At 59.7% G+C, this 16,253-nt stretch carries 11 protein-coding genes; 8 read left to right on the top strand and 3 right to left on the bottom strand.

Annotated elements, in window-relative coordinates; all coding sequences use genetic code 11:
* Positions 1–203: 203 nt before the first annotated feature.
* A complete protein-coding gene (locus tag HWX74_RS09860; RefSeq protein WP_176013376.1) occupies positions 204–1,226 on the bottom strand; it encodes a protein kinase in 1,023 nt (340 codons plus the stop codon).
* The gene (locus tag HWX74_RS09855; protein WP_176013375.1) at positions 1,223–2,128 is read right to left on the bottom strand and encodes an MBL fold metallo-hydrolase; all 906 of its coding nucleotides are present in this window, start codon (positions 2,126–2,128) and stop codon (positions 1,223–1,225) included. Before HWX74_RS09855 ends, HWX74_RS09860 begins: the two co-directional genes overlap by 4 nt.
* A gap of 162 nt (positions 2,129–2,290) precedes the next feature.
* Between HWX74_RS09855 and rpoN the strand changes: the two genes are divergently transcribed.
* From rpoN to HWX74_RS09825, 6 genes are all read left to right on the top strand, one after another.
* Complete coding sequence (gene rpoN, locus HWX74_RS09850; RefSeq protein ID WP_176013374.1) at positions 2,291–3,736, top strand: RNA polymerase factor sigma-54; 1,446 nt, start codon at positions 2,291–2,293, stop codon at positions 3,734–3,736.
* A 23-nt stretch (positions 3,737–3,759) separates the two neighbouring features.
* Positions 3,760–5,907 carry a hypothetical protein gene (locus HWX74_RS09845; protein ID WP_176013373.1) on the top strand — a complete coding sequence of 716 codons (2,148 nt, stop codon included), beginning with the start codon at positions 3,760–3,762 and terminating at the stop codon, positions 5,905–5,907.
* 179 nt (positions 5,908–6,086) lie between these two features.
* A complete protein-coding gene (locus HWX74_RS09840) occupies positions 6,087–6,806 on the top strand; it encodes a hypothetical protein (protein WP_176013372.1) in 720 nt (239 codons plus the stop codon).
* Positions 6,806–9,931, top strand: coding sequence for an isoleucine--tRNA ligase (gene ileS, locus HWX74_RS09835; protein ID WP_176013371.1), 3,126 nt, complete (start codon positions 6,806–6,808; stop codon positions 9,929–9,931). Before HWX74_RS09840 ends, ileS begins: the two co-directional genes overlap by 1 nt.
* 206 nt (positions 9,932–10,137) lie before the next feature.
* A complete protein-coding gene (locus HWX74_RS09830; RefSeq protein WP_176013370.1) occupies positions 10,138–10,569 on the top strand; it encodes a MarR family winged helix-turn-helix transcriptional regulator in 432 nt (143 codons plus the stop codon).
* Positions 10,570–10,577: 8 nt separating this feature from the next.
* Positions 10,578–11,975: an MATE family efflux transporter gene (locus HWX74_RS09825; protein ID WP_176013369.1), complete on the top strand. Its 1,398-nt coding sequence runs from the start codon at positions 10,578–10,580 to the stop codon at positions 11,973–11,975.
* Positions 11,976–11,993: 18 nt separating this feature from the next.
* Here HWX74_RS09825 and HWX74_RS09820 read toward each other — a convergent pair whose 3' ends face one another.
* A complete protein-coding gene (locus HWX74_RS09820; RefSeq protein WP_176013368.1) occupies positions 11,994–12,815 on the bottom strand; it encodes an AraC family transcriptional regulator in 822 nt (273 codons plus the stop codon).
* A 189-nt stretch (positions 12,816–13,004) separates the two neighbouring features.
* Between HWX74_RS09820 and HWX74_RS09815 the strand changes: the two genes are divergently transcribed.
* Positions 13,005–13,772 (top strand): type II secretion system protein, encoded by a 768-nt coding sequence (locus HWX74_RS09815; RefSeq protein ID WP_176013367.1) that lies wholly within the window; start codon positions 13,005–13,007, stop codon positions 13,770–13,772.
* A gap of 23 nt (positions 13,773–13,795) precedes the next feature.
* Positions 13,796–16,222 (top strand): glycoside hydrolase domain-containing protein, encoded by a 2,427-nt coding sequence (locus tag HWX74_RS09810; protein WP_176013366.1) that lies wholly within the window; start codon positions 13,796–13,798, stop codon positions 16,220–16,222.
* The last annotated feature ends 31 nt before the right edge of the window (positions 16,223–16,253 follow it).

Here is a 16,253-nt window from a genome sequence, read left to right as displayed (position 1 = left end):
ACCTCTGTTCCGCATCTGATAAAATCGAAAGTCCCGGCAGATTTGCCGGGATTTTTTTATCTGCCGATCCGGAACAATACCCGGCAGGAACGGAGCACCCGGCGGAATCCGCCCGCCGGGTACAGGCGGACCGCAGGCCGGACGTTCGACCGCGCCGAACTGCGGTTCAAACTCTGTTTTGAAAGAGAATAACGGAAAAGGTATTACGAGCCGGTCGTTTCCAGGCTCGGCAGGTATTTCCGCAACCGGGCGAACAAACCAGTCGCATTGCGCGCTTCGATCACCCGCTCCAGGGCAGTTTGAAAAGTGACCTGAATTTCCGGATATTCCGGCCGGCCGCCGACCTCGCCATTGATCATCCGGTCGATCAAATCCGCCGTCGCCGCATCCAGCGACGGCTCGCGGCGGGCCAGCGACACAAAGGAATTCCGGTACTGGCTGTCGATCATTTCACCGAGATCGCACAATTCGAACGGATGAACCCCGCTGAGCAATTCATAGGCAATCACCCCCAGGCTGTAAACATCGGAAGCGACACTCTCTTCGCCGATGGTCAGGCGCTCCGGGCTCAAATAGCGGATGAACGGACAGCTTTCCGATGGAATGACCGGTTCGGCCAGCGGGTCCGGCGGCGGCCGGAAATTGAGGATACGCACCAGACCATCCGCATCCAGCAACAAATTTCCCGGCCACAATTCATGGTGTCCGACGCCGGAAACGGCGGCCGCCCCCAGCGCGTCGGCCAAACTGACCAGGTTGCGCAGCAGCAATTCCAGATCATAACGGCTTCCCTGCCGGCCGAGCTCGGCAAGCGTCCGGGCGGTCAACAGCTCCATCACCTGAAACGGCAGGCCGGCTTCTTCGCCGACGCTGTAAACCCGGGCGACGGCCGGCTGATTCAACCAGGCGGAAATCTGGCCGGCATAGTAAAAGATCTCCCGCTGCAGCACCACCAGCGCCGGATCTTTGTAGGGATGAAGAATCTTAATCGCCAGCGGCCGGTCCAAAGCCGGATCATAAGCCTGATAAACGGAGGCCCGGTCACTTTGCTGAAGCAATTCAAAAAGCTGGTAGACGGCAAATTGGCGCGGCACCGTCAAACGCTGCCGGCAATTCGGACAGCGCACCACGGCCTCCGGCGGCAAATCCGACAAATCCAGCCGCTGCCGGCAATTCGGGCAATCCATTTTCAACGGCGGCACCTGCAGCAGACGCTCGTCGATCACTTGGCCACCCGTACGGCCGGAGGGTCGAACAAATCCAGTTGCACGGGATCCCGAACAACGGTCACCGGCGGCGTTCTTTTCCCGGGCTTTTTCTCCGGAACGGCGGCGGCAAGCGTCACCGGCGGCTGCGGCGTATCCTGTTCGATCACCGAAAAGTGAATATCCTCCCGGCACAATTCCCGGAGTTTGGCGGCGCCCAGCTCGCGTACCAGCGAATAACGGTTGCATTCGCTGCTGACGTGGGTGAGAAACAGCACCTTGGTCCGATGGGTCAGCAATTGTTCCAGCGCCGCCACCGCGTCGACATTGTTCATATGGCCGTTGCGCCCCATGATCCGGCGTTTCAAGCTGATGCTGCGCTGGGAATTGAGCAGCATCTGCTGGTCATAGTTGCTTTCCAGCACCAACGCATCGCAATCGTGGAGCCGCTGTTGCGCCAGGAGCGTCAAAAGGCCGATGTCGGTGGCGATGCCGATGTGAAAACCGCCGCAATGCAGCCGGAAACCGACCGGATCGATGGCATCGTGCCGCACCTGAAACGGCAGCACCTGAAAGGCGTCGAGCTTGAATGTCTCTCCGGGAGCGAATTCCAGCACCTTTTCCGGCAGTTTGCGGCGCGGCCGCAGGTATTCCGCCGTCCGGCCGGACACGCACAGCGGGATGTTCAGTTTGTCGCAAAACACCCGGCAGCCGCGCACATGGTCATCGTGATCGTGGGTCAGCAGCATCGCCCGGATGATGGCCGGGTCGATGCCGAGAAGTTCCAGACGGCGCAGCAGCTCCCTGGCGGAGAAGCCGCCGTCGATCATGATCGCGGTTTTGCCGTACTGAACGACAAAAGCGTTGCCGCGGCTGCCGCTGCCCAATGCGGTGATCGCCGCCGTATTCGAGGATTCGCTCATAGTCTTCGGTGAAATTGGCTTTCGATATTATTTTTCTCAAAATCCAGCTTTATGACTGGAAAAAAACTCATTCAAATTTAAATTCTAAAAGGGTAAATTGCAACCCGTTTTTGAGAATAAACCATGGATTCCGCGCAACGCGGCAGAATAACAGGATTTTTTATGGCCGGCAATCAGTTGACCCAACAACAGTCTTTGCGTCAGGAACAGACGCTGTCCCCGCAACAGATGCAGTCGCTGGAATTTCTGATCGCCCCGATGCTGGAACTGCAGGAACTGGTGGCAAACGAACTGGAACAGAATCCGCTGGTCGAAGCGGAAAAAAATCCGATCGAAGAACTCTCCGGCGATCCTCTGTCGGTGGCCACCGAGGCGGACATCCGTCACGCCGACCGGCAGGCCGGCGAAGGAGATGATGATTTCTCCGGCACCCAGCTGGCGGAAGAGTGGAAGGATGAACTGCCGACCTACGACAGCGTCAATCACGACCGGGAGCAAGAACAGCAGCAGCACGATTACTGGCTCAATTCGCTCGTCGAGCAGCCGTCGCTGCAGGATCAATTGCTGGAGCAGCTCCATCTGAGCGACGCCTCCGGTCCGCTGCTGCGGGCGGCGGAGCTGGCGATCGGCAGCGTCGACGACAACGGTTATCTGGTCACTCATCCGGCCGACATTGCGATGGCCGCCGGCTGCGATCTCGCCACCGTCGACCGGGCGATCGAACTCCTGCAGAGTTTTGATCCGCCCGGCATCGGCGCCCGCACGCTGGCCGAATGCCTGCAACTGCAGTTGCGCCGGCGCCATATCGACAATCCGCGGCTGGACACGCTGATCGAACACCATCTGGACGACATCGCCCGCAACAAACTGCCGCAAACCGCCAAAGCGATGAACATTTCGCTGGATGAATTGAAGGCATTGCTGGAAATTCTCAAGGAGCTGGACCCGCATCCGGGCCAGGCGCTGGCGCCCGATTATCCGGTGTTCGTCGTGCCGGAGCTGGAAATCGCCCTGGAACACGGCAAGCCGGTGGTGCACGGGCACGATTACTACCTGCCGAAACTGCGATTTTCCAAAACCTATCTGGAGATGCTGGAGAATCCGGAAACGCCGCCGGAAACCCGGGCGTATCTGAAAGAAAAGCTGCTGTCGGCCCAGAACCTGCTGAAAAATCTGGAGCACCGCCAGAGCACGTTGCGGCGGATCGCCGAAACGCTGGCGGTCGAACAGCACGATTTCTTCACCCGCGGCATCGACTGCCTGCGGCCGTTGACCATGCAGCAGGTCGCCGACCGACTTGATTTGCATGAGACGACCATTTCCCGGGCGATCGCCAACAAATATCTGAAGACGCCTTACGGCATCTTCGAGTTCAAATTCTTCTTTTCCGGCGGCTACCGCAACGCGGAAGGCGAGGATGTCTCCTCCCGGAGCATCAAGGAAAAAATCCGCGCGCTGGTCGAGGCGGAAAATCCGGAAAAACCGTTGAGCGACGACAAACTGTCCCAGCAGCTCAAAGCCGCCGGCGTCAACGTCGCCCGCCGCACCGTCGCCAAATATCGCGAAGAACTCGGCATCCTGCCGACGCATCTGCGCCGGCAGCATTGAACATGCCGGCAGGGAATAAGATCATGCTTCAAATTTTTCGTTCTCCATGCCGGCGCTGGCGTTTCGGGTTCACCGCGCTGCTTTTTCTGTTCTGCTTTGCGGCGACCTTCTGCTTTCGCGGCCTGATCGCCCGGCAGGATATGGCCAAACTGAACCGGGCGGCCGGCGGCCTGGCGACGCCGTTTCTGGTCGAAAGCGCCATCATGTATTCCTACATCAATCAGGTTGCCGACGGCAAACCGATCGCCGGTTACGATCCGCAACTGGTCGGCGCCGAACGCTACCAGGTTTCAGAACAGATGTCGCTGGGGCTGGAATATACGCTCGGCTACGCAGTCAAACTGCGCCGCTGGCTGGCCGGCAATCCGCCGCCGGCGGAGACCGCCTTTGAAGACAATCCGGCGGAAACCGCCTTCATGCGCTGCTGCCTGCTCGGCTGGATCGCGCTGATTCCCGGTCTGATTTTTTTGTGGCTGCTGGCCTGCCGCTGTCCCTGGCCCTGGGCGCTGACCGGCGCCCTGGTCAACATTGTCGCGCCGGCGGCAGTCGCCCGCTACACCGGCCAGGACCTGCTGCAGGGACCGTTTGCAATGCCGGTCATCGTCGGCTGGTTCGCGGTGATGGCCGCCGGCAGCCGGCGGCAACGTTCCGGTTATCCGATCCTGGCGGCGATCCTCGCTTTTCTGGCGGTATCATTGTGGGATGCCGGCCAATTCCTGCTCGGCTTGTGGGGCGTCGCCGAAGTGGCGCGCCTCCTCCTCGGCGGCATTCCGAGTGCTCGGCGGCGCAATATGCTGCTGGTGTCGGAAATCGGCATGGTCAACGCCGCGTTGTTCATGCCGTACAACATCGCCCACGGTTTCCTGCTGTCGCCGGTGATACTCGGCATTTATCCGGTGGCGATTCTGGCCAACCTGCTGCCGTGGCGGCCCGGCGGCTACCGGCGGCGGGCCGCGGCAATCCTGTTGGCGGTAGCGGCAACCGTCGCCATCTGGTACGGGCTGTCGCAGCACTCCGAATTCGGCGGCAGTTACCGCCATTTCCAGGACCTGGCCTGGGCCAAACTCAAATTCCACAACGTCAAACCGGCTGATCCGGCGCTGCTCAATTTCGACCAGCGTTTTCTGTGGACCCCGGAACTGCATTCGGCGACCTGGAGTATCGTCCGGACCTTTTTCCCCGGCATCCTGTTCGGCGGCGTCCTGCTGACCATCCTCCTCGCCGGCTGGCGGCGCGGCCGCCGCCAACTGCGCCGGGTGGCGCCGCAATTTCTGCCGTTGGCGCTGCTGGCCGTCGTCACTTTTCTGTTCTTCATCTTCTTCGTCCGCTTCCACGTCTTCGCCGCGTTGTTCCTTTCGGCGGCATTGCCGTTTCTGCTGCTGGCCGCCTGGCGAACGCTGCGGCGCCATTGGAGCCGGGCGCTGCTGATTCTCGCCGTTCTCGCCGGGCTGTACTGGGAGGGGGCGGCCAGCTTCAGCGGCCGCCGGCAATATCCGCCGGACATCGGCGAACTGTGTCAACTGATCTCCTATTTACGCCGCTTCGACTGCCGGAATCAAGTGATTCTGGCCAATCTGGATGTCAGCTCGCTGTTGAAAGGTTACTGCGGCGCCCGGATTATCGTGCAGCCGAAATTCGAGCTGGAGACAGTCCGCGGCAATATCAAAGATTACATCGAGCTGCTGTTCAACGCGCCGGAGGCGCAGTTTGCCGCATTTTGTGCGGACCATCAGGTGTCGCTGATGATTTTCGCCACCGGCATGGCGCTGGAGGATCCGCATATCTACTCCTATCGCTACATGTCCGGTTCGCTTCGGATCAACCCGGCCTCCACTGCGGCGATGATGGAGGCGGAGCCGAAATATTTGAAGCACTTCGTCGAATTGGAGCTGCCGCCGGAACTGCAGAGCCTGAAACGATATTTCAAATTGTTCAAATTCATTCCGCCGGGCGCCGCCCGCCGGTCCGACGAACTGGCCGAACTGGCCAACAACTACCGGCGCGCCGGCAATCCGGCGACGGCGCAACGGCTGGCTTTCCAGTCCTACCTGCTGGCGCCGAACAATGACAACGCCTATCTGGCTTGCTTCCAGGCCTACGACGCCGCGCCGCCGCCGGCGCCCGATCTGGAATATTACCTGCCGCCGCGCCGCCCTCCCCGGTCGCCTTGAAACAAGGCCGTCCAAGGGGCATTCCGGCCTCCCGCCGCCGCAGTTTCCAGGCCGACCCGGGCCGATTTTGCAAAAAAGCGGCGGGAAAGATGATTTTTCGGCTCGAAAAACGACCGAAACGGCTTTATAGTATCATCTTGAGATAATGATTACAAGTTGAAAACGGATGGGATAACAATATGGGACATTTAGAGTTTGCAGAAGGGGTCCTCGGGCGCCTGGCCGAATATCTTGAACTGTTGTTGACGTCATGCTGGTGGATTTCCATTATTTTCCTCATTCTGTATTTCATCCTGATTTCAGCCTGGCTGGCCAGCGGTTTTTACGCCGCCACCGTCGCCGAGCTGGCCAACCATCCGCTGGCCAAGCATTTCCTGCTCGGACTGGTGATGCCTTATTATTACCCGATTCAACTGGCCAAGCACATCGAACACATCGAAAAGATCGATGAACAGACCCGCGCCGCGCAGGAAGAAGAAAATCCGCTGGTGGACGGCCTGACCTCCCGGTTGAAAAATATCCGGATGCAGAACGACGTCGCCCGCCGGGAGCGGCGCGGCGAGGATGTCGATGAGGAGGCGATCGCCGCCGAAGTCGAAGCGTCGCTCGGCAACGACGACGCCAATGCCGGCGGCGGTTTCGACGAAGAGATGTATGACGACGTGCTGTTCGACCGCGATTTCTTCGAAAACCTCGAGCCGGACGCGGAAGGCATTCGCCAGGGACCGTTCCGGGTGGTGATGAAGGACGGGACGGAATACCGGATGGATGCCGTCACCAACATTCAGGATACCCTGGCCGGCTTCGTCGTTTCCGATACCGGCAAGCGCATCCGCCTGAAATACGAAAATATCGCGTCGTTCGAACCGGACGCCGCCAATCATACGGAAGAAGAGTAATGTTTAAGGAAGTCAGCAATCAAGTTCACTTTCCGGACGTGGAATGTGAAGTTCTGGAATTTTGGCAAGCTCGGAAAATTTTTGAAAAATCGCTGGAACAGCGCCGGGGCGCGCCGGAATTCGTCTTTTACGACGGCCCGCCGTTCGCCACCGGACTGCCGCATTACGGCCATCTGCTGGCCGGCACCATCAAGGATGTCGTGCCGCGTTACCAGACGATGCGCGGCAAATACGCCCGGCGGACCTTCGGCTGGGACTGCCACGGGCTGCCGGTCGAAAATGAAATGGAAAAAGAGCTGCATTTGAGCAGCAAAAAAGAGATCGAACATTACGGGATCGACAAATTCAACGAAGCCTGCCGGTCGATCGTGCTGCGGTATACCGCCGAATGGGAAAAGATCGTCACCCGGATGGGCCGCTGGGTCGATTTCCGCAACGGCTACCGGACGATGGACCGCGACTACATGGAGTCGATCTGGTGGGTATTCAAGTCGCTGTGGGATCAGGATCTGATCTACGAGGGATACAAAATCCTGCCGTATTGTCCGCGTTGCGCGACGCCGCTGTCCAATTTCGAGGCCAACCAGGGCTACGCCGAGGTGTGCGACCCGGCAATCACCATCCGTTTCAAGGCCGCCGACGACGCCAACACCTATTTCCTGGCCTGGACGACGACGCCGTGGACCCTGCCGAGCAACATGGGTCTGGTCGTCGGTCCGGACATCGATTATGTCCGGATCGAGGACGACGGCGACTTCTATATCATGGCGGAAGCGCGGGTCAAGGCCTACTACAAAGAGCAGCCGAACATCGTCGAACGCTTCAAAGGCAAGGCGCTGGAATTCCGGCGGTATGAACCGTTGTTCCCGTACTTTGCCGAGCTGGAACACCAGGGCGCTTTCAAGGTGATGTGCGGCGATTTCGTCAGCACGGAAGACGGCACCGGCATCGTCCATACCGCGCCGGGCTTCGGCGAAGACGACGCAGCGGTCTGCAAACAGTACCGGATGCCGGAAGTCTGTCCGGTCGACGAACAATGCTGCTTCACCGCCGAAGTGCCCGACTACGAAGGCCGGCCGGTCAAGTCGGTCGACAACGATATCATCCGCCGGCTCAAGGACGAGGGCAAACTGGTGCACCGCGGCACCATCCGGCACAATTACCCGCACTGCTGGCGGGACGACGTGCCGTTGATCTACCGGGCGGTCTCCACCTGGTTCGTCCGGATCGACCGGATCAAGGAAAAGATGATCAATGCCAACCGGAAGATCAACTGGGTGCCGGCCCATCTCAAAGACGGCCGTTTCGGCAAATGGCTGGAAAATGCCCGCGACTGGGCGATCAGCCGCAACCGTTACTGGGGCACGCCGCTGCCGATCTGGCGCAATGCCGAAGGCGAAGCGATCTGCGTCGGTTCGGTGGCCGAGCTCGAACGGTTGACCGGCCGGAAAATCACCGATCTGCACAAGCATTTCGTCGACCGGTTGGAAATTCCGTCGCCGAGCGGCAAATCGCCGCTGACCCGGGTACCGGAGGTGCTGGACTGCTGGTTTGAAAGCGGTTCGATGCCGTATGCCCAGAATCATTATCCGTTCGAGAATAAGGAGCGGTTCGAAGCCAATTACCCGGCCGATTTCATCGCCGAGGGATTGGACCAGACCCGCGGCTGGTTTTATACGCTGGTGGTGCTCGGCGCGGCACTGTTCAATCAGCCGCCGTTTGAAAATGTCGTCGTCAACGGCCTGATCCTGGCGGAAGACGGCCAGAAAATGTCGAAGCGCAAGAAAAATTATCCGGACCCGATGGAGGTCGTCAACCAGTACGGCGCCGACGCCCTGCGGCTGTTCATGCTCGGGAGCCAGGTGGTCCGGGCCGAAGACCTCAAATTTTCCGAGAGCGGCATCCGGGAAGTGCTGCGCGGCGTGATGATTCCGATGTGGAACGCCTACAGTTTCTTCGTCACCTACGCCAATGTCGACCACTACGCGCCGAACGCCGACGCCGCGCCGCCGCTGCAGCCGTCCAACGTGCTCGACCGCTGGATATTAAGTTCTCTTTCGCAGATGGTCGAGGAGATCGGGCACGAACTGGATCACTACAATTTGCAGAAAGCCGCCAACCGTTTCAGCCAATTTGTCGACGACCTGACCAACTGGTATATCCGCCGTAGCCGCCGCCGTTTCTGGAAGAGCCAGAACGATGCGGACAAGCAGGAAGCCTACGCGACTCTGCATCATGTGCTGGTCACCTTCGCCAAAGTGGCGGCGCCGTTTATTCCGCTCACCACCGAAGCGATGTACCGGAATTTGCGGACCGAGTCGATGCCGGAATCGGTGCACCTGTGCGATTTTCCGACCGCTGCCCTCGAGCGGCGGGATGTCGAACTGGAGCAGCAGATGCGCAGTACGATGACCGCCGTCTCGCTTGGCCGCTACCTGCGGACGCAGAGCAATTTGAAGGTTCGCCAGCCGTTGGCGCGCGCCGTCATCGTCGTCGCCGATCCGGCCATCCGGCGCATGCTGGCCGGAACCACCGGCATCATCGCCGAGGAGCTCAACGTCAAGAAAATCGAACTGGGCGACGATGAAGAACAACTGGTGCACCGCTCGGCCAAAGCCAATTTCAAAGTGCTCGGCGCCCGGCTGGGCAAGAATATGAAAGCGGCCGCCGCCGCCATCACGGCGCTGACTTCGTCGCAAATCGGTGAAATCCTGCGCGGCAAATTGTACGAGCTGCCGCTGCCGGACGGCACGGTCGTACTGCTGACCGGTGACGATCTGGTCATTCAGCGCGAGGAAAAACCCGGCCTGACGGTAGCAACCGGCGACGGCATCACCATCGCGCTGGAAACCAAACTGACGCCGGAACTGGAAGCCGAAGGATTCGCCCGCGAGCTGGTCAGCCGGATCCAGAATCTGCGCAAAGAGCTGAATCTGGCGGTGGCCGACCGCATCGCGGTCGAATACGATTTCGAGCTGCCGGAATTCGAACGGGCGCCGGTCGACTTCGCCGCTTACATCAAAACCGAAACGCAGGCGGTGCAATTGACCCGGACCCCCGGTCTGCAGGGCACCGCCCTGGATATCAACGGCGCGACGGTTATGGTCAAAATCACCAAACAGTAACCGGGAAAGCCTCCCGAAAAATTCGGCCGATGCCGGTTCGTTCCCTGGCTCCTGCCGGGAGCGGGCCGGTCGGCCTTTTTCCGGCAGTCCATTGTTTCCGGGAATTCCCAATCAAAAAAGACCGGTCAAACGAAAACGCCAATCGACTTGACAAAAAAGGTTTTGGCGATATAGTTAGCTTTGCAACCATTAGAAAGCCAACTATCATGAAAATACCGTTCAATCTGCTGGTGTTAAAGGTGTTCAACGCGCAGAAGAACCGGATTCGTCCTTTGATTCTCGAAATCGGCCTGTCGCCCGGCCAGCCGAAAATCCTTCATTTTCTGGCGCTGCACGACAACTGCCGGCAGAAAGAGCTGGCCGACGCCTGCGACATCGATCCGGCGACCATTTCCAAGTTATTGAACAACATGGAGGAAAACCGGCTGATCGTCCGCAACGACGTCGATGGCGACAAACGCGCCGCCGGTATCGGCATCACCGCCAGGGGACGCCGCATTTATCGGGAACTGGCCGAACGTTTTGAAGCGGTCAACGCGATTTCACTGCAGAATTTTTCCGCCGAAGAGCAGCGGCAGTTCGAAATCTACCTCTGCCGCATGTATGAGAACCTGACCGGCAACCGGATGAAATTTTAGGGGCAGCCATGGCACGAACCGCAGCGGAACAACGCCAATTTCAGCGGATGACCGAAACGCCGATTCCCCGGCTGGTCATCTCTCTGGCGATCCCGACCATTTTCAGCATGCTGATTTCGGCGGTCTACAATATGGCCGACACCTTTTTCGTCGCCAAACTCGGCACCAGCGCCACCGGCGCGGTCGGCATCGTCTTTGCGATCATGGCGATCATTCAGTCGATCGGCTTCACACTCGGCATGGGTTCCGGCAGTCTGGTGTCCCGCGCCCTGGGCCGCCAGGACAAGCCGGCGGCCGACGCCTTCGCCTCGACGGCTTTTTTCATGGCGGCGGCGGCAGGAATTTTACTGGCCGTATCGGGCCTGGTGTTCAACGCGCCGTTGATGCGCCTGCTGGGCGCCACCCCCACCATTCTGCCGTTCGCCAGCGCCTATGCGCGTTACATTTTCTTCGGCGCGGCGACCATGTGCTGTTCGTTCGTCATGAACAACATCCTGCGGGCGGAAGGCAAAGCGGTGCTGTCGATGGTCGGACTCGGACTCGGCGGCTTGCTGAACATCGCCCTCGACCCGATTTTCATTTTCGTCCTGCGCTGGGGCATTTCCGGCGCCGCCATCGCCACCCTGCTCAGCCAGTGCGTCAGTTTCGGCATTCTGCTGTTCTGCTTTCTTTCCGGACGGAGCATCACCAGGCTTTCCTTCCGCCACATCTCCTGGCACTGGACCACCCAGCTCGACATCATCAAAACCGGGCTGCCGTCGTTCTGCCGCCAAAGCCTGGCCAGCGTCGCCACCGTCGCGCTCAACGTCAATGCCGCCGTTTACGGCGACGCCGCCGTCGCCGCCATGTCGATCGTCGGACGGATTTTCTTTCTGCTGCTGTCGGTGCTGCTGGGCTTCGGGCAGGGGTTTCAGCCGGTGGTCGGCTACAACTACGGCGCCAAACGGTATGAGCGGGTCAAAGAAGCCTATTTCTTCTGTCTCAAAACCGGCACGGTCGGCTTGCTGCTCGGCGGCAGCGTCGCCTTTCTTTTCGCACCGGAAATCATCGCGTTCTTTCGTAACGACGAGGCGGTGGTCGCCATCGGCGCCTTCGCCTTCCGGGCCCAATGTCTCGTCCTGCCGCTGCAGCCGTTGGTCGTCATCACCAACATGCTGTTTCAATCGCTCGGCAAATCGGCGTCGGCGACGTTCCTGTCGCTGTGCCGGCAGGGAATCTTTTTCCTGCCGCTGATCGTCATTCTGCCGCACTTTTTCCAGTTGACCGGCGTGCAGATCACCCAGACCTGTGCGGACATCCTTTCGGCCGGTTGCTGCCTTCCGTTTGTGTTTCTGTTCTTCCGGGAATTGAAGGCGCGGTGCGGCGGCAATCCGGCGCCGGCCGCCGCCGGCGAGGCGGAATGCTGACCCCTGCCCGGCACCGGATCAAATAAAATGTTGCGGCTGATCGTCCTCCCGTTCCACCCCGGTGTCCAGATAACGGCGAAACTCCTCCGGGGAAATATTGTGATGCCGGCGGAATACCCGGGAAAAATAATTCGCCGACGGATAGCCGCACTTTACGCCGACTTCCGAAATGAACAAATAGCGGTTGCGCAGCAACTGTCTGGCGCGATACATCCGCAGGTCCTGAACATAAGTCATCGGACTGGTGCCGAGACGGTGCAGAAACAACTTCTTCAGGTAACTGACGCTGATCACTGCCGAGCGGGCAATTTCCTTCTGGGAGAGTTCGCCGTCGGCCAGATTGCGTTCAATGAAGGCCAAAGCCCGGTTCAATTGCGGCGGAAACCTGTCGTCCGCCCGCTGTGACCGTTCGGCCTCCTTCAACCGGTTCAGCAAGGCATAGAGCAGTCCGCGGCATTGTTCAAACTGCAGTTCATCGTCCAGTCTGACGATCAACTCCAGCCAGTTTTCCACCAGTTCGTCCGTCACATGGATGATCCGCAGCGTACTGTCGAACAACTCGCGGCTGGCCTGAAAAACCAGATAGAGCGTTTCGGTCGTCTCCAGGTTGATCTGATTGTGATAGAGCCGCGGCGGAATGACGTACAGATCGTGCACGCCGGCGGTCAGCCGCAGCGATTCACGGCTGTTCTGCTCCCGGCTGAAAACCGATTCGCAATGTCCCCGGCGAACAAAGACCAGTTCCGTGCCGTCATGATTGTGGCCGCCGAAAAATGCCTTGCCGGCACCGATGCCGGCATGGGAGAAGAGCAAAGACGGGATGGCACTCGTTTCCGACATTTTGCATCAGTATCCTTTCGTGCTATACGAGTAACTGTTTTTAACATAAATGGCCATTGACTTATTTGCAAATTTTCGCTAAATATATATTTGGATATCAGCGAACTGTCCCGAATTGCCGCCGGCAACCGGCCGAATAGCTGATTGTCATATCATTTGAACAAATCCAAAATAGGAAAGGATGTCAAAATGCAAAATCAGTCCCGAAAGAATTTCACACTGATCGAACTGCTGGTCGTGATCGCCATCATCGCCATTCTCGCCAGCATGCTGCTGCCGGCGCTCGGCAAGGCCAAGGCGACGGCGCAATCAATCAAATGCCTGAACAACCTGAAACAGCTCGGTACCACCAACGCGCTTTATCAGAATGATTACGACGACTGGGTATTGAGTCCGAATCTGGTACGCGACAACGGCTGGTGGTCCTATTACGGCATTCTGAAGGAGGAGTATGGTTACGGCTCCGGCAGCGTCGTCTGCCCGGCCGCCGCCGGCAAAGGCACCGACTGGGACACCATCCTCGACGAGGACGAAGGCTGCTACGGCATCAACTACAACAGCACCGGCATCGTCGCCACCTACGAGCTCAGCGGCCGCAACTGGTGGCACAAGCCGCACAAAGCCGTCGAATTGGCTTCCTTCGGTACGGCGTCTTCGCTGATGTATGCCGCCGACAGTTATCCGAAAAGCGAAGGTGTCGCCGCCGGCATGGAAAACTGGCATGAAAGCATTCTATTGAGCGTCGATGCCGGCTGCTGGCCGACTTTGAAGGGAACCAGCATGAACGCCTATGCGGTGGCCGGCCGGCACAACAACCGCGCCAACATGGTAGCCATCGATGGTCATGCCGAATCGGTCGTCGCCGCCGAATGGCTGCTGTGGGAAAAGTTGTGGAGCCCGTTGAACGGTGCCAGCGGCCTTTATATCGCCACCGGCCGGGAAACGCCGGTTCGCTGACGCCATCATTCCGGAGTGTTGAAATGTTTTTTAAAACTGTCATAGCCGGCCTTCTGCTGTCAAGTTCGACGAATTTCACGGCAGCCATATCGTCGTGTACCGGCGACAACCAGTTGGTCAACCCAGGCCTTGAAGCCATCGATCCGGCCGGATTCCCGGCCGGCTGGACCGCCTATGGCGACGGCGGCAAGGTGGACGATTCCACCGCCCATGGCGGGAAACGTTCTTTTCTGGCCTCCAGCGATACGACGGCGGTGCTCGGCCTCTGCCAGACCGTCGATTACGAACAGCCCGATACCCGGCCGATTTTTTTCAGCGGCTGGAGCAGGTGCGAACGGACCGCCACCGCCACTTACCAACTGCAACTGGACATCGCCTACGAAGACGGCACCTTCCACTACGGCGCCTATGCCAACTGGCGGCCGACTGCCCACGACTGGGAATATGCCGCCGGATTTTTCCAGCCGGTCAAGCCGGTCAAACAGATCAAATTGTTCGCATTGATCCGTGACGGCCAGGGCGGCAGGGTATGGTTCGACGACCTGAAACTGTCGCGCAACCCGGTGCCGGAATTGGCCAATCTGCTGCCCAATTCCGTCCAGGTCTGCTCCGACCAGCCCTGTTCGGACGGTTTGCTGATCCGCGCCCAGCTCGGTGACAACCGGCCCGGCTGGCGTTGCCGGCTGCTGGCCGGCGGCGAAGAAATCGCCGTGCTGGACAAGCCGGCAGAGGAGACGCTGGCCCGCTGGCATCCGACCGACGTGCTCTTTCACTGGCACCCAACCGATGACCGCCGGCCGGAAGAAGTGGAGCTGACCACGTTCAACGGCGAAACTGCCATGACTTTTCGTTATGCGGCGCCGTCGGGCGAAGCTCAACCCGACATTGCCGCTCTGGAAGCCTGGACCGTGCCGGCAGCCCGGCGACTCTATCCGGACGAATTGAAGACCGACGGCGACGGCACCGTCATCGATCTGGCGCTGGCCCGCCGGGAACGGGAAAATGCCCAACTGGCGCTGCGGCTGCCGCGCCGGGAAACGCTGGATCTGCAAATTATCGCCGGTGATCTGGTCGCCGAAGACGGCGCCCGCTTTCCCGCCTCGGCCATCCGCTGTTATCTCGGCGCCAACCTCTGGAGCCCGACTCCGTCCTTCCATCCGGGCGACCCGCATGCGTCGCGGCCGGGCTGGACGCCGGAACCGTTGATTCCACAGGATAGTTTCACACTGCGCGGCGGTTATACGCAAAGCGTCTGGCTGGAATTCAACGCCGCCGCCGACCAGCCAGCCGGCCTTTACCGGGGAACGGTCGAAGTGAAAAGCGCCGGTCAGACCGTCGCCGCTTTCCCGGTCACCCTGCAGGTCTATTCGTTCGAGCTGCCGGTTCGGCCGACCATGCGGACCGCCTTTGCCCAGATGGACGGCTTCACCCGTTGCGTCTGGCCGGAGATCACGCCGGAACTGCGCCGCAAACTGCTCGACATCATGCTGGATTACAAACTCAATCCGGATGATATTTCCCGGGTCGAACCGCCGGCGGTCACCGATCTGCTCTACGCCCGGTCACGCGGCATGAACGCCTTCTGCGTCACCAATCTGGTCACGCCGATCGAGGAAGGCAGCGAGGCGCTGTGGGTGGCAACCAGTCCGGTCGACGCCTATGGCGATGACTTCAATCGGTCGATCGCCCAACGGCTGGACGATTATGTCGGGGAATTGAAGCGGAACAATCTGGCCGCCGACGGTTATCTCTACGGTTTCGATGAGCGCGGCCCGGAATACGATGAAGTGATCAAGCAGACCTTCCGGTTCGTCAAGGAACGTTATTCGGAATTGAAAACGCTGTCGACGGCGCGTTATCTGTACGAGCAGTGCCGCAATCAGGGGCCGGAATACCAGGACTGGCTCGACTGTTACTGTCCGCTGTCGCCGGATTACGATCCGCAGCATTCCGCCGAGCTGCGACGGAAAGGCAAAGAGGTCTGGTGGTACGTCTGTTACGATCCGCGTTATCCTTACGCGAATTTCGCCGCGATCGATTACCCGCTGATCGAGGGGCGGCTGCTCGCCTGGCAGGGCTGGCAATTCGAAAGCGACGGCCTGCTCTACTGGCATATGAATCAGGACTGGTCGTTCAACCGGCAGATTGCGCGCTGGCAGCCGTTTCTCGACTGGCAGACCACCGGATTCGTCGCCAGCGGCGACGGCAACCTGCTCTACCCGACGCCGGACGGTCCGGTCGCCGGCATCCGGATGATCAGCCTGCGCGACGGCATCGAGGATTACGAATATCTGGCCATCCTTGCCCGGCTGCGCGGCCGCGACGCGGTATTGCCCCATGTCGAAGCGATCAGCCGCTCGATGACCGATTTCTCGCGCGATCCGGTCCGGCTGGAACAGGTCCGCCGCCGGATTGCCGCCGAAATCGAAGCGGCCATTCCGAAACGTTGAAGGCAAGCCGCCGAGCAGTCGCGAACGGCTG

The sequence above is a fragment of the Victivallis sp. Marseille-Q1083 genome (assembly GCF_903645315.1).
Classification (GTDB): Bacteria; Verrucomicrobiota; Lentisphaeria; order Victivallales; family Victivallaceae; genus UMGS1518.
Note: the sequence above shows the minus strand (reverse complement) of the source record. Positions and strands in the feature narration are given on the sequence as shown.

Excerpts from the sequence above, each read along its gene's own strand:
- HWX74_RS09845 (WP_176013373.1), top strand. The coding sequence starts at position 3,760 with ATGCTTCAAATTTTTCGTTCTCCATGCCGGCGCTGGCGTTTCGGGTTC.
- rpoN (WP_176013374.1), top strand. The coding sequence starts at position 2,291 with ATGGCCGGCAATCAGTTGACCCAACAACAGTCTTTGCGTCAGGAACAG.
- ileS (WP_176013371.1), top strand. The coding sequence starts at position 6,806 with ATGTTTAAGGAAGTCAGCAATCAAGTTCACTTTCCGGACGTGGAATGT.
- HWX74_RS09840 (WP_176013372.1), top strand. The coding sequence starts at position 6,087 with ATGGGACATTTAGAGTTTGCAGAAGGGGTCCTCGGGCGCCTGGCCGAA.
- HWX74_RS09825 (WP_176013369.1), top strand. The coding sequence starts at position 10,578 with ATGGCACGAACCGCAGCGGAACAACGCCAATTTCAGCGGATGACCGAA.
- HWX74_RS09815 (WP_176013367.1), top strand. The coding sequence starts at position 13,005 with ATGCAAAATCAGTCCCGAAAGAATTTCACACTGATCGAACTGCTGGTC.
- HWX74_RS09855 (WP_176013375.1), bottom strand. The coding sequence starts at position 2,128 with ATGAGCGAATCCTCGAATACGGCGGCGATCACCGCATTGGGCAGCGGC.
- HWX74_RS09810 (WP_176013366.1), top strand. The coding sequence starts at position 13,796 with ATGTTTTTTAAAACTGTCATAGCCGGCCTTCTGCTGTCAAGTTCGACG.
- HWX74_RS09830 (WP_176013370.1), top strand. The coding sequence starts at position 10,138 with ATGAAAATACCGTTCAATCTGCTGGTGTTAAAGGTGTTCAACGCGCAG.
- HWX74_RS09820 (WP_176013368.1), bottom strand. The coding sequence starts at position 12,815 with ATGTCGGAAACGAGTGCCATCCCGTCTTTGCTCTTCTCCCATGCCGGC.